This is a genomic window from Aquabacter spiritensis, assembly GCF_004346185.1.
In the GTDB taxonomy this organism is placed as follows: Bacteria; Pseudomonadota; Alphaproteobacteria; order Rhizobiales; family Xanthobacteraceae; genus Aquabacter; species Aquabacter spiritensis.
This window is the reverse complement of the sequence record NZ_SMAI01000008.1, coordinates 195,021-214,800: the sequence shown is the minus strand read 5'-3', so window position 1 is coordinate 214,800 and position 19,780 is coordinate 195,021. Positions and strand designations below refer to the sequence as shown.

The following is a 19,780-nucleotide window of genomic DNA, read 5'->3' as shown; positions in this document are numbered from 1 at the left end:
CGCGTCACTCGGCCGTGTTGCGGCGGAGCGCGAGGCGCACCCGTGCGGGGATGGACCGCCGAAGCGGGGCACGCTCGCTGGCGGCCGGCAGTTCGAAATATTGGTAGAGCACCGCGCCCGCCATCCCGAACCCCAGCGCCACGCACGGCACGGCTTCCGCATAGAAGCCCTTTCCGATCATGTACCACGCCAGGCCCAGCAGATAGGTTGAGAAAGCCAGCTCGAAGGTGACACACCATTTGGCGACGGTGAACCCGGCGCGCGACGGACGACGCGCCTTCCCCTGCTTCGGCGTGCGCTCGAACACGCTCGCCCGCTCGAAACAGCCGACGATGAAGGCGAAGGTGTTGTTGATCATCAGCGAGGCGCCGAGCATCAGCGCGAAGCCGATGTCGCGCAGGGACCGGAACCCGGCCCCCCTGCGGGAAATGAGCGACGTGAGAGCAAAGCCGAGGATGCCGATCAGGTTTGCGGCGGTGAGGCTCATCTGACCGGCGAACGTGACCGCCCAGACACCCTCGTCCAGTACCACCCAGGGCCACAGGAGCGTATAGGAGAGCAGCAAAGGGTGCAGGACATAGCCGAGGGCCGCGTACAGATCGTCCCATCTGTGCCGCAGCTGCTTCGAGCGAATGATGTCGACGGCGAGCTTGCGCACGCACTGCGCGCTGCCTTTGGCCCAGCGGCGCTGCTGGAGCTTGAAGGCGAAGAGGCTGGCGGGGATCTCGCTCGGGCAGACGAGGCTTTCCTCGTAGGTGCCGATCCACCCCTTCAGGGCACAGCGATAGCTGAGGTCCATATCCTCGCACAGTGTATCGGCCGACCAGCCCCCGACCGAATCGATCGCGGCGCGCCGCCAGATTCCGGCGGAGCCGTTGAACAGGATCGTTCGCTCGCCCGCCATCTGGAACGGCTTCTGGATCACGAAGTGCCGGTCCAGCAAAATGGCCTGCGCGCGCGTGAGAAGGTTCTGGCGTTCGTTCGAATAGGTCCAGCGGCCTTGGATGAAGGCGACCTGAGGATCGTCGAACGCCGATCCCTCCACCAGGACACTGCGCAGATAGTTCGGGGGCGGGAGGAAGTCGGCATCGAACATGGCGACGAATTCGCTGTCCGAGACGGCAAGGCCCGCCGCCAGCGCGCCTGCCTTCCATCCCTCGCGATCGTCGCGGCACATATGGGCGATGTCCAGGCCCAGCTTGGCAAGCCGGTTGACCTCGGGCGCGATCAGCGCGGAGGTCCCATCGGTGGAATCGTCCAGAACCTGGATGTGCAGGCGGTCACGCGGATAGTCGAGCCGGCTGACCGCGCGGATCAGGTCGAGCGCCACCGCCCCTTCATTGTAGATGGGCAATTGGACCGTGACGTCGGGCGCGGGCTTATTGGTCCGCTTCTTCTTCGGCTTCGGCAGAATTTGCCCAGCGCGTCCGTGCCGCGCCTTATGCCAGAAGCCGAGGAGGATGCGCGCTTCGAAGACCGCGTAGATCGCCACAGCGAATGTGACCAGTCCGAAAGCGAGCATTAGGAGCATGAGGGCACGCCTTTGGACTCACACGGATTTCAGGAAGTGTTGCACACTGTCGAAATAGCCTGCCCAGGTCGGTGCAACAAACCTTTTCGCCGAACTTCGTGCGGCCTCGGCTTCCGGCGACCGCCGATCCGACAGTCCCAGAATGGCATTCTGCCATCCGAACCCGTCGATCGGCGAACGATAAAGGGCCAGGCCCTGCGTCACTTCGCGGAAGACCGGCGCGTCGGTGGCGACCACCGGCGTCCCCATCGCGAGCGCCTCCACCAAGGGAAGGCCATAGCCCTCGGCGAAAGAAGGCATGAGCAGTCCCCGCGCATTGGCGATCAGCCGCGACAGGTCGGTGGGCGCGAGAAATGGAATTTCGAGCACGTGCGGCTGCGTCAGACGCCCGCGATCGAGCACATCCACGATCTGCTCGTTCTCCCGCCCCCGCCGTCCAACCAGAATCAACTTCGGCACCGCCTTGCCTTCGGCGGCGGCGGCCTTTGCCAGCTCGCGCCAAATCGAGAGCATCAGCAGGTGGTTCTTGCGGGGCTCGATGGTCGCCACCATGACGAAATAAGGGTGGGCGGACAGATCTTCGTCGATCGGGTTCGGAGCCGGGCAAGTCAGCGGCGAGGGGAATGGCGCGACGAGGACCGGCAGGCGGGCGTGTCCGCGACGCGCCATCTCATCCTGCACGCGTGCGCGAACGTCCTCGCTGGTCACGATCAGGCCGCGGCCGCGAGTCAGGGCCATGGAGATGCGGCGCGCGAAACGCTCCCCTTCGCCGGGGACGAAGAACTCCGGATAGTCCAGCGGAAGCAGATCGTGCACGAGGAAGACCGGGCGCACGTCCGGTCGCCGGTCCAGCCAGCGATAGGCTTCGCAATCGCTATAGGCATATTGCGCGACGTTGAGGTACACGGCCCCCTCGGCGATCCGGCCGCTGGCGCGGGCACGCGCGATGTAGGAACATTGGACCTTGGCCACCCGGTCTCCGACGAATCGGGAGGCCGCCGTGCGCAAACCCGAAGCCCGCACCTGCGATGGGGGAGGCGCGCCGCCGGCGAGCCAGTCCCGCACCCCACCCAGGGCGGAAGGACGGGAGGACATCGTCTGGTCCAGCGTCTTCAGGATGCGATGCGCATGGTGCCGCTCGAGCACGACCGGATCCGACGGCCCGTTGCGGACGAAGAAGCCCCGCGCCTGGTCGACGAAATGCCGCGCATACGCCAAAGTCACGTTCGTGAACCCGTCCGCGCGCGGGTATGTCGCCCGCGCGATCAGATAGGAGGCATCGAAGAAGACCGGCGCGGCCATTGAACCTTCAGGGTCAGGGGTGAGCGTAAGACTACCTAACCAATGCCACATTTGCGGCGCAAGGGCCTTCGGGTAGGATTGTAGGGAAAATTCGCACCTGCGCGCAAATTGATGCAGGTGGGTCACACTGCGTCACGCTGACCTGTCGTGATCGCCGGCGTGGGTCGGAGGTATTAATGGTGTTCCCAGGATTAGATTGCACTCCCGATACTCTCATCCCGCTCTTTCCTCCAGGTTTATTGTCTCTTTTTGAAAGGGCGCAGAAGGATATTGTTTACCATGCCATATTCTGATCATCGGCGTGCGGTGAATGGCATGTTCTGCCGATTCGGGTAGAATGGCCGGGACGGGCGAGCAGATCCGCGGGCGGTATCGCATGTCGGCAATGTAGGACCGCATGAATCAACAATTCAGGCTGCCACCTCCCCAGACGGGGCATTCGGGAGCTCTCGCTCTGGCCGGTGCGAAGCGCCGCCTGCCGGGATGGGTGTCTTGGAACCGGGTGCTGTTCTGCTGCACGCTGCTGATTCCGCTGCTTGTCTTCTCGGTGTATTCCCTGCTGATCGTGACCGAGCGCTACGTGTCCGAGGCGCGCTTCATGGTGCGCGGCTCCTCCAGCACGAACGCCTCCGGGCTCGCGATGATGTTCCGGACCTTCGGGATCGGCAGTGTCCAGGACGATACGTTCGCCATTATCGATTACATGGAATCCCGCGATGCGGTGATCGATCTGTCGAAACGGCTTCCGCTCGCCGAGATCTTGAACCGTCCGGAAGCGGACTTTTGGTCCGGCTACGGAAATTTGTGGGAAAATCGCACGGTCGAAGCGCTCTACCGGCAATATGAGCGGTATGTCCGGATCATCTACGATCCCCAGACCGGCATCTCCACCCTTCAGGTCCAGACGTTCCGCGCCCAGGACAGCTTCGACGTCGCCCGCGCGCTTCTGGAACTCGGCGAGGAGGTCGTGAACCGGATGAACGACCGGGCGCATCGCGACAGCATCGCCCATGCCGAAAAGCTCCTGGGCGAGGCGGAGCAGCGCATCATCGCCGCGCAGGCGGCATTGTCGGCATTCCGCAACCGCGAACTCCTGTTTGATCCCAACAGCACGTTCGGCAGCTCGGTCAAGCTGATCGGCGCGCTCACCACGGAACTCGCCACCGTCAACGTCCAGCTTCAGGAGATGCGGGAACGCGCGCCGCGCAGTCCGTCTCTGGGCGTCCTGGAAACCCGCGCCGCCGCGTTGCAGCAGCAGATCGAGGAGCAGCGCGCCGGCGTCGTCGGCAGCGACACGTCCCTGTCCGCAAAAATGGCGGAATATGAGCGCCTCGTTCTGGAGCGGAATTTCGCCGACCGCGCCCTGGCGGCGGCTTCGACCGCCATTGAACGCGCGCGCCAGGAGGCGCGCCAGCAACAGATCTATATCGAAACCGTCGCCCAGCCGAGTTTTCCCGATGAACCGACCGAACCCAAAGCGTGGAAGATCATCGCCACCGTTTTGCTGTTCGGCGGATTTGCCTACGGCACGATGTGGCTCCTGCTGGTCGGTGCGCGGGAGCATGCCGATGTCGAAACGTAAGGGGTGCGGCGGGCCGCCCGCGTCGACCGGGCGTGCGGTCCGCAGGCGGGGGGAGACGTGATGAGCGGCAATCCGAGCGTGCCGGCGGAAACGCGGCAATTGACCCTGCTGCCCCTGGTCGACGACGCCTCGGTCACCACGGCGCCCGAGCATCATCTCCCGGTCGACGGATCGCGGCAGCCGCCGCCGGCGATGCGCCATCTCGTCGACGAGGCGCGCCAGTTTTATCGGCGGATCGCATTCATCGTCTGCGTGGCCGTCCCGGTCCTGGTTGCCACGATCTATTTCGGCTTCATCGCTTCCGACCTCTATGTGTCGGAGACGCGCTTCCTGGTGCGGCAGGGCGGAAATCCGGATGCGTTCAGCGATTCCATGGGGGCGGTGCTGCAATCCAGCGGGATCGAGACGACCAGCGAGGGCAGCCATGCGGTGAAGGCGTTCGTGGAGTCCCGGGATCTTGTCGAGCGTCTGGCGAAGCAGAATGATCTCCTCGGCCGCCTCGACCGGTCGGAGGCCGATTTCGTCACCGCCTTCTCGACCTTCTGGCGGCCCCAGACCCAGGAATCCCTATACAAGTGGTTCTCCAGTTTCATCGATCTGTCGATCGACAAGTCGACGGGCATCAGCACGCTCAAGGTCAAGGCGTTCCATGCCGCCGACGCGCAGGCTCTCGCGGTCGGCATTCTCGATCATGCCGAAGCGCTGGTGAACCGCCTCAATGCGCGGGTGAGCGCCGATTCCATTCAGTTCGCGGAAGAGGTGGTGCAGCGCTACGAGGCCAGGGTCGGTGTGATCCAGGAGAAGCTCACGGAATACCGCAACCGGGAGCTCGTTGTGGATCCGGGGCGCCAGACGTCCGTCGCGCTCGATCTCAGCACGCGGCTTGCGCTCGAACTCGCGCAGGTCGACACCAAGATAGCGGGTCTGCTTCAGAGCAATCCGCGCAGCCCGCAATTGAACGATCTGCGCTCGCGCCGGGCGGCGCTGAAGGGTGAGATCGACCGCCAGAGCCGCCTTGTGGTCGGCGAAAGCTCCTCGCTTGCGGGGAAGCTCGCGGATTACGAGAAGCTGGTGCTGGAAAAGGAGCTCTATTTCAAGGCGCTTACGGCCGCGATGGCGTCGCTGGAACGGGCGCGCCAGGAGGCAGTCGCCCGTCGCCTCTATCTCGAGCGGATCGTCGAGCCAAATATCGCCGACCGGCCCGAGCATCCCCGCCGCCTGCTGATCCTGATGGTGGTCGTGGCTGTGTGCGGCGGCCTGTATTGGATTGTGCGGGTCATGTTGGACCTGACGCTGGAACATTTGCGATGAGTGCGGACCTCGCGCCCGCGGCGGCCACGCCGCCCGCGTTTTTGCCGCCCGATGGCGCACGCCCCCTGGCTGCGCCCAATGCGCACGGAAGCGACCGCCGGATCCGCCTCGTCAATGTGGTGAAGGAGTTTCATACCCAGTTCGGGATGAAGCGCGTGATCGACGGGATCACCTTCGATATCGCCTATGGCGAGAAGATCGGCGTTCTCGGCCGCAACGGCGCCGGCAAGTCCACTTTGGTCAAATTGATCGGCGGCGTCGAGCCGCCGACCAGCGGCACCATCGATATCGGCATGAAAATGTCGTGGCCGGTGGCGTTCGGCGGCGGCTTCGATCTGTCGATGAGCGGCTACGACAATATCCGTTTCATCGCCCGGCTTTACGACAAGTCGATCCCGGACATGATCGATTATGTCGACGATTTCGCTGAACTCGGAAACTATCTCAAACTGCCGGTCCGTACCTATTCGACGGGCATGCGGGCGCGGCTCATGTTCGCGCTGACGCTCGGCATCGATTTTGAATGCATCCTGATCGACGAGGTCATCGCGGTGGGTGATCAACGTTTTCACCGCCGGTGCCACGAAGAACTGTTCGTAAAACGCAAGGATCAATCGATGATCCTGATCAGCCACGACGTCAACACCATCCGAGAATATTGCAACAAGGCCCTGGTGCTGAAGAGCGGGCGCGGACGCGTCTTCGAAGACGTCGATTTCGCCATCAGCATCTATGCGTCGCTGTGACGGCGGGGACCAGCGAAGCCGTGCCGGGTTGGAAGCTTCGAAGGAAGCACGGGCCGGATTGAGACGGCATGTCGAAGGCCGGCGGGTTGCTGATTATGCCGGAGGGCGGGGCATACTCTGCCGGCCTGCAGACCCTTCGACCCGCGCGTCACTGGCGCCGCGGGCTCATCGCGAGCAACTGACGAATCGACCGCAACGGACCCGCCGCAGGGGCCTCTGAGGAAGGCCCTTCGCCGCTGGCGGTGTCGGTGCCGCGCGACGTGCGCAGGTCGGACACCTCCCGGCTGAGTTCCTCCGCCCGCTGCATTTGCGCCGCCAATTGCGCTCTGAGCGTCGCCACGAGGCGCACCGCGCTCTCGCCTTGGCGGACCTGATCGTGCAACTCGTCGCGAAGTTCCACAATCTGTGATAGAAGGATCGCTTCCTTCGCTTCGCGTACACTCTGCGCGTCCGTTTCAATCCTCCCTTCGGCCTGCGCCAGCTGCGCCGCAAGATCTGCCGCCTTGGCGCGCTCTTGCTCCAAGCGATCCTGCAGATCTGCAATCTGCCCTCTGGCCGCGGCAAGTGCGGTTTCCGCCTCCGCAATGGATGCCGCATGGCGCATCTGGGTGCGCAGGTGGTCCGTTATATCTGCCCGCAGATCGGCAAGCTGAGGCAGCAGAAGGGCTCTTTCCGCCTCGGTCATCCGATGCCGCTCATCGCGCGAGCCTGACCGCGCATCCGCCATGGCTTCCCGCGCCCGCGCGCGCGACGCCATCGCGGAGCGCGCCTCGCGTTCGGCCTCCCGTTCGCGATGTCGCTCGGCCTCGGACTGCGAAATTTCGAGGAAGGCAGCGTCGGCATCGACGGACACGTCCTGCAGAGGGAGCGCTGCAGCTTCGAGTTCGCCATCGAGAAGGACGGCCGAGGGATCGGCCTCGCAGGCCCTCGCCGCGACCAGCACTTGCCATCTGGTGACCGGTGACGCCTCCCTCAAAGCCGGCAGGGAGGCCATTTCCGGATCGAGCCTGACCGAGCGCGCGGCGAGCAGGTCGAACACGAGGGACGGATCTCGTGCGAAGGCGGAGGCGGAGACGAACGTCACGGTCCGCCGGCTTCGGCGGTGGCACACGAGGAGGGCGCCCGCATAGGCCTTCCAGGACGCGAGGCCCGCCGATGGCAACCGCCCGTCGACGATCTCGCGCGCGATCCAGGTCCGGGCAGGGGAATAAAACACCAGGACGGGGGCGGCGGCCGTGTCGGCGAGGAGGCCCGCCAGGCAAGCAGGACCATCCGGACCGGTGGCATCGAGGATGAGGATCTCACCGTCCCCAGACCGGGACCGGTCTCGTTCCCCGAGGGCTTCTTCGGTATCGGCCATCTGCCCGCCCTGCTCGCTCACGAAAACCCGATGTCCTGTGGCACCCCGACCCGCGCCCGAGCCGTCAGTTCTCCAGAGAGACCGACATTGAGAGTCCGTGTTGGTTGAGAAGAGCATGGCGTCGCGCCACCCGCAAATCGGCCTCCACCATTTCCGCGCACATGTCCCGCGCCGTGATGAGCGGCTCCCATCCGAGTTTCAGCTTGGCCTTCGACGGGTCGCCGAGAAGCGTCTCCACCTCGGCCGGCCGGAAATAGCGCGGATCGATCCGCAGCACCACTTGTCCCGGCTTCACGGCGGGTGCCCGATCGGACGTGACGCGCACGACGGTCGCCACCTCATCGACCCCTTCTCCGTGGAATGCCAACTCGATGCCCAGCTCCTCGGCCGTCCAGAGGATGAATTGGCGCACGGAATATTGCTGCCCGGTCGCGATGACATAATCCTCGGCGGTGTCCTGCTGCAGCATCATCCATTGCATGCGGACATAGTCGCGCGCATGGCCCCAATCGCGCAGCGCATCGATGTTCCCCATATAGAGGCAGGCTTCCAGCCCCTGGGCGATGTTTGCCAGCCCCCGGGTGATCTTGCGCGTGACGAACGTCTCGCCGCGGCGCGGGCTTTCATGGTTGAACAGGATGCCGTTGCACGCGTAGAGCCCATAGGCTTCGCGGTAATTGACCGTGATCCAATAGGCGTAGAGCTTCGCCACGGCATAAGGCGAGCGGGGATAAAACGGCGTGGTCTCCCGTTGCGGGGATTCCTGCACCAGACCGTACAGTTCCGACGTCGACGCCTGGTAGAAGCGCGTGCGCCGCTCGAGGCCGAGAAAGCGGATGCCTTCGAGAAGCCGGAGGGTGCCGATCGCGTCCACGTCGGCGGTATATTCCGGGGCCTCGAAACTCACCGCCACATGCGATTGCGCGCCCAGATTGTAGACCTCGTCCGGCATGACCTCGCTGAGGATGCGGATGAGGTTCGACGTGTCGGTGAGGTCGCCATAGTGCAGCTTGAAGCGCTGGGGGGCGAGATGGGGATCCTCGTAGATGTGGTCCACCCGCTGGGTGTTGAACAGCGACGCGCGGCGCTTGATGCCATGCACTTCGTATCCCTTGTCGAGCAGAAGCTCGGCGAGATAGGAGCCGTCCTGGCCTGTGACCCCTGTGATGAGCGCTTTTTTGGTCATTCTCTACCAATAAATCTGGGACCCCGGGCAGGATCCGCCCCACAATTGCGCGGCTTGGCACCACCGCGGCCTAAGCCAAATCCGGTCCACAGGCCGGCCAGCCGCCGCGGGCCGATCGGCGTTTGGACTATCTGCGCGCGATCTTTGCCGATTCCAACTCGAAATCGACGTGGCCATTGGTCCAAAGGCGGATTTCCAAAGGCTTCGGATCCGCCGTGAGGGTGAAGTCGAGAGCCAGCGCCGTGCGGTCGGGCTGGACTGATTGCGCGAGCCCGATCGTCTCCTGAACGAGAATCTCGTCCCCCGCGCTGACCTCGACGACGGCACGGGTGGTCTTCGGCGCTCCCCTACGCCCCGCAAGCCGCGAAAAGGCGAGCGTGACCCTGTAATCTCCGCCTTCGAGAGCCAGGAAGGGGCCGTAGATCGCGTGCCCTTCCGCCATGGTCCGTCCTGCGACGATACGCGGGCCGTTCCGCTCCGCGCCGGCGCCCAGGTGCAGGTTGGCGATCTGCTCGCCCAGCCGAAGGTCGCGCAGTGCAGACTTGAAGCTGCGCGCGGAGGGCTGCGGAGGCTCCGAGGACAGCTTTTCGAAGAACCAGACATACGGCCACAGGACGTCACCATCCTCGCAGATGCCGAGGACGGGAAGCCCGCGGTCCCGTTGGTCGCGCGTGCCGACGAGTGCAAGGTCCTCCTTGCCGAGCGCCAGGCGCCCGGGATCTTTCAATCGGAGCCCGGCGAAGCGATGGAAGGTGTCGGCGAAGCCGTCCTTCCCCGCTGCCGACAGGGCAGGGCGCATTGCGTCGGTGCGCCCCAGCAGCGAGACCTCGCCTCCGACCACCAGCAGGCCCTTCGGCGACAGCGCCGCGCTCAAGGGAGCCGCCACTTCATCGAGGCGGCCCACCCCGCCCTTGAACGCGCTCGCATGGGGCAGCACGATCACGTCGTACATCCGCGGCTGGACCGAGCCGAGCGTCACCCGCCGGACCTTATAGGCAGGGTGCAGTTCGGGCGCGAAGCGGCGCTCGCTCGTCAGCACCGCAGGTTCACCGAAAAGCTCGCGGACATCCATCACGTCGATGGATCCGAACCGCGCCGCGACGGCATTGACGATTTGGTCCTCATGCTCGCTCACCACCAGCGCCCGGGCGTACCGGCCGCTGGAAAAGCAGGTGGCGATCCCGTCCAATATCTGCGCGCGCTCCCACGTCCAGCCGCTTCGAACGCGCGAGAAATATCTGGCGACCGAGGCCCATTCCCCTTCGTTCCAGGACGCGATCCGCGCAGGGCCGGACAGCGTCGGCGGGGATGGCCCCGGCTCGAACGCGAGGCCGGCCAGGTCTGCAGGCGGGTGGACCACCGCGCTGAGCCGCTCCGTGAGGCGGTCCAGATCGGCCCACGCTTCGCCTTGGTCAGCCGAACTCCGGATCGCTTCGAGGATCAATGTGGCATGGGCGGCGATGTCGAGCCGCATGTCGGCGGACGGGGCTTTCCCATCGGCCAAGACCCTCAGCAGACCGCGCGCATGGGCTTGCTCCTCCGGATGCGCCCGCAGCGGAGCCGTCGTCCCGGCACCCACCGGACGGTGCGGCGGGCCGTAGCGCAGCCGCGTCGCGAAGGGGCTGGTGCCAACGGCGATGGTTTCATCGACGAGGTGCTCGAAGCGGGTATGGACCGAGTTCACGGCGATGAAGAGTCGGGCCGGGCCTTCCGGAGCGCGCGATGATTCGCCCTGCGCCGCCTCCGCCAGCAATTGCGCGACGGTGTCGAGCGCGCGGACCGCGGCAGGGTCGGAAGCCGGCGTTTCCGCATCCAGGCCGAACTCGAAGATCAGAACGTCGGCGGTGCGCAGAACCGCGACGTCGTCTCCGACCTGGATTTCGGGAAGGCCGTCCGCCCCGAGATGGTCCGCGATGCTGCTGGGCACGAGCAGCTTCTTGGTAAATCCGAGGGCCGACAAGCCCTTGCGAAGCAGGTCGAGAACGCCGCGCCGCGCGCCGGAATAAGCGAGGACGGTGCCGGTCGAATGACAGCTCAGCAGGTCCAGAAGATGGGCTGAAGCGGGTCTGGCGTCGTAGTGAAACGTATCGAAGCTATCCGGGGTGTAGCGGCTCGCGGGACGAGCGCCGTCGAGCGGCGCCATGATCGCCCGGCAGACGGTCCGCACCTGCTCGCCCGGGACGACGTCGAACCGGATCTCTTCGACCGCCTCCCGTTCCAGGCCCCAGCGTGCGCGGTCGTGCATCGCGTCTGCCGCTTCGACAGAAGCGACGAAACGGAAAGTGCTGTTCTGAAGCCGATGTCGGGAATGGGTGTCCACGACATTCCTCGAATGACCGAGATGGTAGAGATCGAAATGCTCCGCGAGGCTGCGCACGGCGCCGAGCCGGAAGGAGAGGCGCTTGGCGAGGTTGTGGTCGACGTGCCAGCCGAGCAGCATTTCCTCTTCGAAGCCGCCGATCTCGATGAGGGTCGCGCGTGGTGCGAGCTGAAAATCCCCGGGATTGTCGAAAAGAACCTCATCCACCCCATAGACGGTCTCGCGCAGGCAGGCCTCGTCGGCCCATGCCGCCGCCAGGGACACGCATTCCTCGGGATCGGTTCGGTTGAACCCTTCCCAGCTGCGCTCGGAAAGTTCGAAGCGCGGCAGACCGTACAGCCCGTCCGGCAGGTCGGCGACGACCGCGCACAGCGGGCGGTCGCCTCGGGGGGCGACGAGGGCGTCGGTGTTGGTCGACAGAATCCAGCGATTGCGCGGATCGGACCGGCGCAGCGCCACGTTGCGCGCGATGGATTCGATAACGGGCAACGGCGTCAAGGATGCAAACCGCGCATGATGCGCGGGGCGCACCCGCAAGACGCGCAGTCGACCGAGCGTTTGCGCGGTCAAGGTGTCCCAGATCAGTTCGGGAAGGGTGGGAAGATGATCGGGCGTATTGTAGTCGACGAACAGGATCTCTCCCGCCCCCTGGTCGATCTGCGTGGCGAGGACGTTCAGGCTGATTGCAACCCGCTTCGCCATTCCGTAACCGCGGCTGTCGTTGCGACCATAGACGATCACAGAAATCATGAGGACCATTCCGCGGTACATTGAAGGGCCGGGACCGTCGAGACGATCCAAGGTTCTCAATCGATGAATTTAGAGACTGGCGCTCCGGCCCTAGAGGGTCACCCTGCTGGGATCGGGATCGATCCCCTCACCCTCCCGAAAGTCTGTTGCGTGAGCGAAAATGCACATGGAGCCGCAGGGGGTCAAGCAAAGGCGCCGCAGGGCTCAAGCGACGTCCTCCAGGCGGATGGGGCCGTCCGGCCGCAATTCGGACGCCCTCTCGTTATCCCCCAATCCGTGGGCTAAGCATCGAGACATTGACGCAGGGTGCGTGCGGATGGAATCTTGGCCGTGCACCGGGGCGGGCGAGGCCAGGGAAAATGAGACTCATCCTTCTGAAGGCGCCTCTCTTTCTCGCCAATTCGGTCCGCGACTATTTCGATGGCGTATTTGCAAAGTCCACCGATGACTTGGCGCCTTGGCTCGAACGCCTTCCCGCAGCGGTTGCGGAATGCAGGGATTTCACCGTGGGGTCGTGGGCGATTGGCGAGGGCGCATGCGTCGTTGTCCTGCGGTCGGATTTCGCGATGTCGCGCCTGAAAGAGCATCTGGCGCGAGACCCGGCTTCGCATGTGGTGGCCTTCTATCTTCAGCCGGTCGAAGAGGTGGCCCTCTCCCTGAAAGCCGGGGCCGGGGTCGTCGATGCGCTCGATGATTGCCACAGGTCCATCAAGGACCTGCTTGCGCTGTTCCGGTCCGCGCGAACGCGAATCACGATGGTCCACGCCTCCGTTTTGGGAAGCCCCGCCAGGCTTGCGGAGGCTCTGGGTCTGTCCATCGATCTGCCGGGCCAGGCTTGGTCGGCGGAGCCGCCCGATGCCATCTCCACTCTGCTGGCAAAGGCGATCGTCGAAGCCGATATCGGCCTTTCCGGCGCGGCCGGCCAGATCGAGGCGGCCTCGAAAGGGACGACGGCGGCGGAGCCGACCTTCCGCCTCGAGGATCTGGTTGCGGCCTGGGACGGTCTGTTGTCCGACAGGGGTGCGGTTGCCCGGGCAGAGACCCTCGCCGACGCTTTGGAGGCCGCGACGGGGGCTCTGAGCCACGCAAAACAACAGATTGCCGAACTGCAGGAGCTGTGCGAATCCCGTGCGCAGGCGGTGCAGCAGGCTCAGGACGAGGCAGCGCGCCACGCACAGCGGGTCGAGATGCTGGAAGGTGACCTCGGCGCGAACGCCGTTGCGGCTGCCGACGCCATCCAGGCAAGAGCCGCAGCTGCGCGGCTGGAGGCGGCGTTGGCTCTCCAGGGGCGCGAGATGACGGCAGCGGAAGAAAAGCTCCGCGAACTTTCGGCAGCGCTGGCGATGGCCAATCAGATGCGCCTCGAACTTCGCGGTGAGCTTGACGCGATCGAACAGGCCCAGCGCCCCGGCGCGACGCGGCGCGGACCGGGACCATTGCGCACTGGCCGAACGGATCTGTCTCGGGAAGCCGTACTGAAGAGAGGCCTGCGCGAGGCCGTCGCCTTGGCCTCGCCAGGCCCGGGCGAGGGACGCGCCGGTCGTGAGCCCGCCGCGACTGCGTGAACTCATATCCAGGATTTTCGATGCACGGGCGCCAACAGGACTCCGGAATGGAAAGACGCCTAAAATCGGGGCGGGTGACCGGCATCCTCCTCTATCTGGGTGCAGGCGCAGGCGACGATCTCGACTCTTATCTAGCGGGCGCAAACGCCCGCAGAATTGTCTTGGTCGAGGCCAACCCGGTGCTGGCTTCCGCCCTGGCCGCGCGATTTTCCGGGGACCCGAGGGTGACGGTCATTGAGGCGGCGGTCGCTGTCGAGGCGCGGCCATCGGTCCTGTGCGTCTTCAATGTCGCGGCGATGTCCAGTCTCAAGCCCCCGACCGGGCTTTTTGCCATCTTCCCGGGCCTGGCGGTTCGGCGCGAGATCCCGGTCGAGACCCTGCCGCTGCGCCGGCTGATTTCAGAACTTCAGGTGGCCCCCGACGAGGTCAATGCGCTGGTGATCGATACGCCGGGCATGGAAGGTGATCTTGTGCACGATCTGCTGGAGACAGGACAGACGTTCCTGTTCTCCGAAATAATCCTGCATTGTGGCCGCGCCCCGCTCTTTGAAGGCGGGGTGGCCGGCGAGGAGATTCTCGGCGCATTCACGTCCTCCGGCTATGACGTCGAGCTTGTCGACGAGACCGATCCCGACATCCCCGTCTGGTGCGTGCGCGGCGGAAGAGGCCTCCTGGAAGCGCGCCGCCTCAAGGAGGAGGTGGCGGCGCTCAGGTCCAGTTTGGCGCTGCAGACGATTCAACAAGAGCAACTGGGCGAGAGCCTCGTCCGTGCCGAGCTGGAGCGCGAAGCCCTCGCGTGTCGCTTGGCCGAACGGGAGAGCGAACTTTCTGTTGCAAACGAGGTCGGCGCGGATGCGCAGAGCCGGCTGTTGGCCTTGGAAGCAGCACTTAAGGGGGTCGAAGAAGAAGGAGAGGAGCGCTTACGGGCGCTTCACGCGGCGCGCGACGAGAGGGCCGCACTCCGGGCAGCCCTCGATGCGGCCAATGCGGCGCGGGCGGCCGCCGAGTCGGGCTTGGAAGAGGCGCGGCGGAGCGCGGAGGCCGGTACGGCCCTGGCTGCGGACCGGATTGAAGCTCTCGAGGGCGATCTGGAAGTCCGGGCCAATGCGCTCTCCGCCGCCGAGGCGCGTGAGAAGGGCCTCAGGGCGCAATTGGATGAGCAGGTCTTGCTGGCGACCAGGCTGGCCGACGAGGCGCGCGCCCACGTCGCGGCAGAGCTCGCCGCCGCGCAGGTTGCCGCCGAGACGCGTTATCTGGAGGCACGGCAAATCGCGGAGGCGGAATCCACCAGTCTCAGGCAACAGATTCAGGCGCTGAAGCAGGAGTGCGATGCAGGGAATGCGGCTCTCTTTGCGGCAGAGGAACGGGTAAGGGGCTTGAGCGCCGAGCTCGAGGAGCAGACGGCTTTGGCTGCGCGTTTGGCGGTGGAGCGGCAAGCCGAGGCCTCGGCTGCCGAAGCGGCGCGGGCAACGCTGGAGGCGCGTTTGGTCGAAGTCTGCGAGACCGCGGATGCCAAGGTGACGCAGCTCCAACAAACGGTCCAGGCAAGGCAAAGCGAATTGGCGAGGGCTTTGGCTGCACTCGATGCGGCTGCGGTTCGCGAGAAGGACCTTCAGGCGGCCGCCGCGGCGCAGGCGGAGGACGCGCGGCAGCGCGCGGCGGCGGAAGGTGCGCAAGCCGCGCAGAAAATTGCGGCGCTGGAGACGGATCTGGCGTCGATCCGATCGGCGCTCTCCGAGACCGAAGGCCGTGCGACGGAAACGAAAGCGGCGCTGGACGCCCAGCTCGCGGACAATGCCCGGCTGACGCAGGAGCGCAACGCAGCCACGGCACAGGCCGAGGCGGTGCGTGCGGGGCTCGAAGCGCAGTTGGCGGAGGCGCGGCAGCGCGCGGCGGCGGAAGGCGCGCAAGCCGCGCAGAAAATTTCGGCGCTGGAGACGGATCTGGCGTCGATCCGATCGGCGCTCTCCGAGGCCGAAGGCCGCGCGACGGAAGCGAAAGCGGCGCTGGACGCCCAGGTGGCACACAATGCCCGGCTGACGCAGGAGCGCAACGCAGCCACGGCACAGGCCGAGGCGGTGCGTGCGGGGCTCGAAGCGCAGTTGGCGGAGGCGCGGCAGCGCGCGGCGGCGGAAAGCGCGCAAGCCGCGCAGAAAATTTCGGCGCTGGAGGCCGGCTTGGCAGGCGCAAAATCGTCGCTCGCCGCGGCGGAGACGCGTGAAAAAGAGCTCAAGGCGGACGCTGAGGCGAAAGCGGCGGCACATACGCAACAGTTGGCGGCGATGGACGGCGAGCTGAAGGCCGCGAAATCGGACAATGCGCTCGCGCTCCGCTTGCATGCCATGCGAGAGGCGGACCTCCGGGACCTTCAGTCCCGCTACGCCCATTTGCTGGAAGCCAAGGAAAAGCAGGAAATGCTTTTGCGTCGGCTGACCCAGCGTCTCACGGTCGCAGCCCAGTATATGTACCAGATCGAAGCCGACCCGACCCAAGGCACATTCCGCAACGCCATCCCTTCCGAGACCCGGGAGGGCGAGGACGCAGTCGTGCCGCGCAAGAGAGTCGGACGCAAAGGAAAGTTTCGCGGCGCGCTCGCCGATAAGACGGCGAAGCGCCGATGAGCCGGCGGGTGACGCGGCACGATTTTCATGACGCCATCGAAGGGGCTCTGGCGCTTCTGCGCGACCATGGCGATCTGGCCGTGGCCGATGCCGGCGCGTCGGATCGCCCGGAGGCTCTGCCTAGCCTGTTCGAGCAATGCCGTGATCTGATGCGGGAGATCGAGGCGCAGGAGCGTCCTCCGGTTCGGACCATTCATCACCTCGCTTGCACGGGAGGAACGCTCATCAGCCGGTGCATCGCCGCGCAACCGAACGTTCAAGTGTTGAGCGAGGTCGATCCGCTCAGCCCCATGCGCCAGCAGCAATCATTCGTACCCTCGGACTTGATCGCACTGGCGCAGCGCGGCTCGCGCCCACCGGACGCGGACGTTCTGGTCAAGATATTCCTGTCGGGCCTTTCTGTGCTGTACGAGGATGCCCGCGGAAGAGGCCACGACCTCGTCCTGCGGGATCATTCGCACAGCCATTTCTCATACGGCCCTGCGCTTCCGGCACGCAGCTCCTTGCGAGACATCGTGGTCGAGGCGTTTCCGGTGCGTTCCGTCCTCACCGTCCGCCATCCCTTCGATTCCTTCCTCAGCCTGAAGAATAACGGCTGGCTGCATTTCTCACCGCAGACACTTCACGAATATGCGGTCCGTTATCATGCCTTTCTCGACCATTACCAAGGCCTCGAATGTGTGCGGTATGAGGACTTTGTCGCCGACCCCGCGGGACAAATGCAGAGGATCTGTAGCGTTCTTGCTCTAGCCTACGATTCCGATTTCCTTCACACCTTTTCGGCAATCAAGCTGTCGGGCGACAGTGGTCGAAAGGGAAGCTTCATCGCGCCGCGCGCGCGCCGCAGCCATCGCGACGAATTGGCGCAAGAGGCCGCGGCTTCCGACGCGTTCGGGGCTTTGCTCGGTCGGCTAGGGTACGAGCTCGGGACGTGAGCAAAACGATGCGACCTTCTTAAAGATTAGGCATTCGCTGGGTTCCTATGAAAAATGCCCCCTTCTTCTCGATCGTGACGGTCGCACGGAACGACGCGTGGTCGCTCATGAAGACGATGCGCTCCGTCTTCGAGCAGAGCTTCCGGGATTTCGAATATCTCGTCGTCGATGGGGCCTCGACGGACAAGTCGCAGCGTCTGGTGGAGTTCTGGCAGAATCAGGGGCTCGTCACCGGCGCCGTCAGCGAACCTGACACCGGGGTCTATAACGGCATGAACAAGGGCCTGCGCATGGCCCGTGGCCGCTTCGTGTGCCTGCTCAATGCCAGCGACGTGTTCGCCGACCCGGACGTGTTGGAGCGCGTCGCCGGGATTCTCACCGATCGCGACCTCGACGGGGTCCTCGGCTGGGGCGAGTTGAAGGACCAGTTCTGGACCTCCTGGACCGAGGGCGAGGCGTTCAAGCTCGCGAGCCTCGGCTTCTGCCATCAGGCGCTCTATGTCCGGCGTTCGCTCCTGGTGGATGAACCGTTCGACGAACGCGCGTTCAAGACCGACAGCGACACGCTGCAGCTCGCGCGCCTGTATGCCAAGGGCGCCCGCATCGCGATCGTTCCTCAGGTGCTTGCGATCCGCGGCGGGGAACCGGGAATCTCCGCCGACCTGGAACGCAGCGGCCGCTCGATCCGCCACACCTTGGTCGAGGAATATCCCGAACTGACCGAGGCGGATGCCGACCAGATCCTCGCATTTCGCCGCACATGCGCCGAGCCCGAGGCGATCCTCGCGCGTCTGCAAACCGCGCAGCCCCCGCTGTCGCGGCATCTCGCGCGCATGGTTCTCGACACGCTCTTCCAGCGTCAGTCGGGGACGCTCGCGCCCGCTTTGAGCGCGCGCCTGCTCGATGCGGCGCTGGCGATCGTGCTCGCCGAGGACGGCGGCGCGGGCGAGGTCCGGCGTCTGGTCTTCACCCAGCGCCGCCGTGCCGAAATGCTCGCGGAGCGTGCGGAGGCCCGGCGTCAGCTCGACTATGACGCGAGCAAGTTCGAAGCCGAGGAGACGGCGCGGATTTCGAAGATCCGGGGCGGCGTCCTCGCGGCGCCGGCGCGACCGTCCGATCTGATCGTGTCTCTGACGTCCTTTCCGGCGCGGATCAAGACCGTGAGCTTCGCCATCGCGTCGCTGTTCGAGCAGACCTGCCCGCCGAAGGAGATCCATCTCTGGCTCGGGCGCGACGAGATTCCGGGCAAGAACTGGCTGCCTCGGCGGCTGCGCGATCTGGAGGAGCGGGGTCTCCAGATCCATTTCGCACCACGCACCTTCCACCAGTACGACAAGTTTCTGCACAATGCCGCGCTGAATGCCGCCGCGCCCTTCGTCATCGTGGACGACGACGTGATCTATCCCCCCGAGGCGCTCGCGCATCTGTGCGAGATGCACCGGCTGCATCCCCATGCCGTCATCGGCAATCGCTGTCACAGCATGGGCATCGAAGAGGGGGCGATCGCGCCCTATCGCCTCTGGCAGCGTGAGGTTCGGCTGCCGGCGCCGAGTTTCCGCCTGATGCCCACGGGGGCGGGCGGCGTGCTTTACCCGCCCGGCTTCCTGTCCGATCCGGCGGTGACGCGGATCGAGGACATCCTCGCCTTGGCGCCGTACGCCGACGACATCTGGCTGAAGGTCTGCGCGCTGGCGCGGGCGATTCCGACCATGGCGACCGCGCTCAGCCACAAGAGCGACTGGTACCATCGCTACACGCCCACGATGCGGGCCGGGACGCTGATGGCCACCAATGTCGAACGCGGCCTGAACGACGTGCAGATCGCGCGCTGCCTCGACTGGCTGACCCGCCGCAAGCCGGATTGGCGCGCGGCGTTTTTCGGCAAGGATCTCGCGGCATGAGGATCGAGATCCCGTTTCCCGCTTTGTTTCGCGCGGAAGAAAAGCCCGAGGCGTTCCGCGATCTCCTGTATCGGTGCGTGGAGGCGCGCGGGTCGCTCGCCGTCCGCCTCGCCGCCGACAGCGCGGAAATCACGGTGTCCGACGAGGCCGTCGGCCAGATCGACGTGTTCGGCCGGTGGCGCGGCCCCGGGCTCGCCGGCGACCCGGCGGACGAGGTCGGCGTGAAGCTCCTTCTCCCCCTGGTGTTCCGGTTCTGCGAGATCGTACTGCCGCACGGCCAGATCTACACGACCGGCCGGGCCTACCGGTCCGTCGCCGATTTCTTCGTGCGCAATCTGTTCTTCGCGATCGCCCGCAACGAGCGGGTGGCGTTTCGCGCCGTGCCGCGCGGGGATGTTCCAGCGCACGCCGCCGCGGAATTCCAGCGGCAGTATTTCTATCTCATCAAGGGCTATTTCCCGGAGCCCGTGTTCCATCGCAACAGTGTCGGGGACGCCATGGATCTTCTCGCCGCGAACCTCTTCCTGCCCGTCGCGACGTTCGAAAATCCGCTGCTGCGGCACGGCGGCCGCGCTCTGCGGCAGGCGGTGCGGGCCGGCGAGGCGAGCGAGCTGAAGGCGGGGCTTCTCGATGCCCGGGCCGCAATGATGGCGCATTTTGGGACCTGACC

Annotated in this window: 13 protein-coding genes; 8 read left to right on the top strand and 5 right to left on the bottom strand. The window is 65.4% G+C overall.

What is annotated here, in order from left to right; genetic code table 11:
* Positions 1 to 4 precede the first annotated feature (4 nt).
* Both EDC64_RS14110 and EDC64_RS14105 read right to left on the bottom strand, forming a co-directional pair.
* Complete coding sequence (locus EDC64_RS14110; protein ID WP_132032387.1) at positions 5 to 1,531, bottom strand: glycosyltransferase family 2 protein; 1,527 nt, start codon at positions 1,529 to 1,531, stop codon at positions 5 to 7.
* Between the two features lie 18 nt (positions 1,532 to 1,549).
* Positions 1,550 to 2,959, bottom strand: a complete 1,410-nt coding sequence (locus EDC64_RS14105) for a glycosyltransferase family 4 protein (RefSeq protein WP_132032385.1) — start codon at positions 2,957 to 2,959, stop codon at positions 1,550 to 1,552.
* Between the two features lie 271 nt (positions 2,960 to 3,230).
* Between EDC64_RS14105 and EDC64_RS14100 the strand changes: the two genes are divergently transcribed.
* From EDC64_RS14100 to EDC64_RS14090, 3 genes are read left to right on the top strand one after another with little or no spacing between them, the layout of a single operon-like run.
* The gene (locus EDC64_RS14100) at positions 3,231 to 4,415 is read left to right on the top strand and encodes a KpsE/RkpR family capsule polysaccharide export protein (protein WP_132032383.1); all 1,185 of its coding nucleotides are present in this window, start codon (positions 3,231 to 3,233) and stop codon (positions 4,413 to 4,415) included.
* A 60-nt stretch (positions 4,416 to 4,475) separates the two neighbouring features.
* On the top strand, positions 4,476 to 5,726 hold the full coding sequence (locus tag EDC64_RS14095; protein WP_132032381.1) for a KpsE/RkpR family capsule polysaccharide export protein: 1,251 nt from the start codon (positions 4,476 to 4,478) through the stop codon (positions 5,724 to 5,726).
* Entirely contained in the window at positions 5,723 to 6,472 is a 750-nt protein-coding gene (locus EDC64_RS14090; RefSeq protein WP_132032379.1) for an ABC transporter ATP-binding protein, read from the top strand. The genes EDC64_RS14095 and EDC64_RS14090 overlap by 4 nt, the downstream gene beginning before the upstream one ends.
* A gap of 148 nt (positions 6,473 to 6,620) precedes the next feature.
* Here EDC64_RS14090 and EDC64_RS14085 read toward each other — a convergent pair whose 3' ends face one another.
* The 3 genes from EDC64_RS14085 to EDC64_RS14075 all read right to left on the bottom strand — a co-directional run bounded on the left by EDC64_RS14085 (position 6,621) and on the right by EDC64_RS14075 (position 12,088).
* A complete protein-coding gene (locus EDC64_RS14085; protein WP_132032377.1) occupies positions 6,621 to 7,853 on the bottom strand; it encodes a coiled-coil domain-containing protein in 1,233 nt (410 codons plus the stop codon).
* Between the two features lie 43 nt (positions 7,854 to 7,896).
* Positions 7,897 to 9,018, bottom strand: coding sequence for a GDP-mannose 4,6-dehydratase (gene gmd, locus EDC64_RS14080; protein WP_132032375.1), 1,122 nt, complete (start codon positions 9,016 to 9,018; stop codon positions 7,897 to 7,899).
* A gap of 127 nt (positions 9,019 to 9,145) precedes the next feature.
* The gene (locus EDC64_RS14075; RefSeq protein ID WP_132032373.1) at positions 9,146 to 12,088 is read right to left on the bottom strand and encodes a hypothetical protein; all 2,943 of its coding nucleotides are present in this window, start codon (positions 12,086 to 12,088) and stop codon (positions 9,146 to 9,148) included.
* A 359-nt stretch (positions 12,089 to 12,447) separates the two neighbouring features.
* Here EDC64_RS14075 and EDC64_RS14070 point away from each other — a divergent pair, with 359 nt between their 5' ends.
* The 5 genes from EDC64_RS14070 to EDC64_RS14050 all read left to right on the top strand — a co-directional run bounded on the left by EDC64_RS14070 (position 12,448) and on the right by EDC64_RS14050 (position 19,778).
* Positions 12,448 to 13,653: a hypothetical protein gene (locus EDC64_RS14070; RefSeq protein WP_132032371.1), complete on the top strand. Its 1,206-nt coding sequence runs from the start codon at positions 12,448 to 12,450 to the stop codon at positions 13,651 to 13,653.
* 74 nt (positions 13,654 to 13,727) lie between these two features.
* A complete protein-coding gene (locus tag EDC64_RS14065; protein WP_165933774.1) occupies positions 13,728 to 16,274 on the top strand; it encodes a hypothetical protein in 2,547 nt (848 codons plus the stop codon).
* Positions 16,275 to 16,354: 80 nt separating this feature from the next.
* Positions 16,355 to 17,209 (top strand): sulfotransferase, encoded by an 855-nt coding sequence (locus EDC64_RS14060; RefSeq protein WP_207916078.1) that lies wholly within the window; start codon positions 16,355 to 16,357, stop codon positions 17,207 to 17,209.
* 47 nt (positions 17,210 to 17,256) lie between these two features.
* Positions 17,257 to 19,110, top strand: coding sequence for a glycosyltransferase (locus tag EDC64_RS14055; RefSeq protein WP_132032365.1), 1,854 nt, complete (start codon positions 17,257 to 17,259; stop codon positions 19,108 to 19,110).
* Positions 19,107 to 19,778 carry a hypothetical protein gene (locus EDC64_RS14050; RefSeq protein WP_132032363.1) on the top strand — a complete coding sequence of 224 codons (672 nt, stop codon included), beginning with the start codon at positions 19,107 to 19,109 and terminating at the stop codon, positions 19,776 to 19,778. The genes EDC64_RS14055 and EDC64_RS14050 overlap by 4 nt, the downstream gene beginning before the upstream one ends.
* Positions 19,779 to 19,780 lie beyond the last annotated feature (2 nt).

Bases quoted from the DNA above. Each gene is read 5' to 3' on its own strand.
- EDC64_RS14110 (WP_132032387.1), bottom strand. From the start codon at position 1,531: ATGCTCCTAATGCTCGCTTTCGGACTGGTCACATTCGCTGTGGCGATC.
- EDC64_RS14100 (WP_132032383.1), top strand. From the start codon at position 3,231: ATGAATCAACAATTCAGGCTGCCACCTCCCCAGACGGGGCATTCGGGA.
- EDC64_RS14095 (WP_132032381.1), top strand. From the start codon at position 4,476: ATGAGCGGCAATCCGAGCGTGCCGGCGGAAACGCGGCAATTGACCCTG.
- EDC64_RS14090 (WP_132032379.1), top strand. From the start codon at position 5,723: ATGAGTGCGGACCTCGCGCCCGCGGCGGCCACGCCGCCCGCGTTTTTG.
- gmd (WP_132032375.1), bottom strand. From the start codon at position 9,018: ATGACCAAAAAAGCGCTCATCACAGGGGTCACAGGCCAGGACGGCTCC.
- EDC64_RS14075 (WP_132032373.1), bottom strand. From the start codon at position 12,088: ATGATTTCTGTGATCGTCTATGGTCGCAACGACAGCCGCGGTTACGGA.
- EDC64_RS14070 (WP_132032371.1), top strand. From the start codon at position 12,448: ATGAGACTCATCCTTCTGAAGGCGCCTCTCTTTCTCGCCAATTCGGTC.
- EDC64_RS14055 (WP_132032365.1), top strand. From the start codon at position 17,257: ATGAAAAATGCCCCCTTCTTCTCGATCGTGACGGTCGCACGGAACGAC.
- EDC64_RS14050 (WP_132032363.1), top strand. From the start codon at position 19,107: ATGAGGATCGAGATCCCGTTTCCCGCTTTGTTTCGCGCGGAAGAAAAG.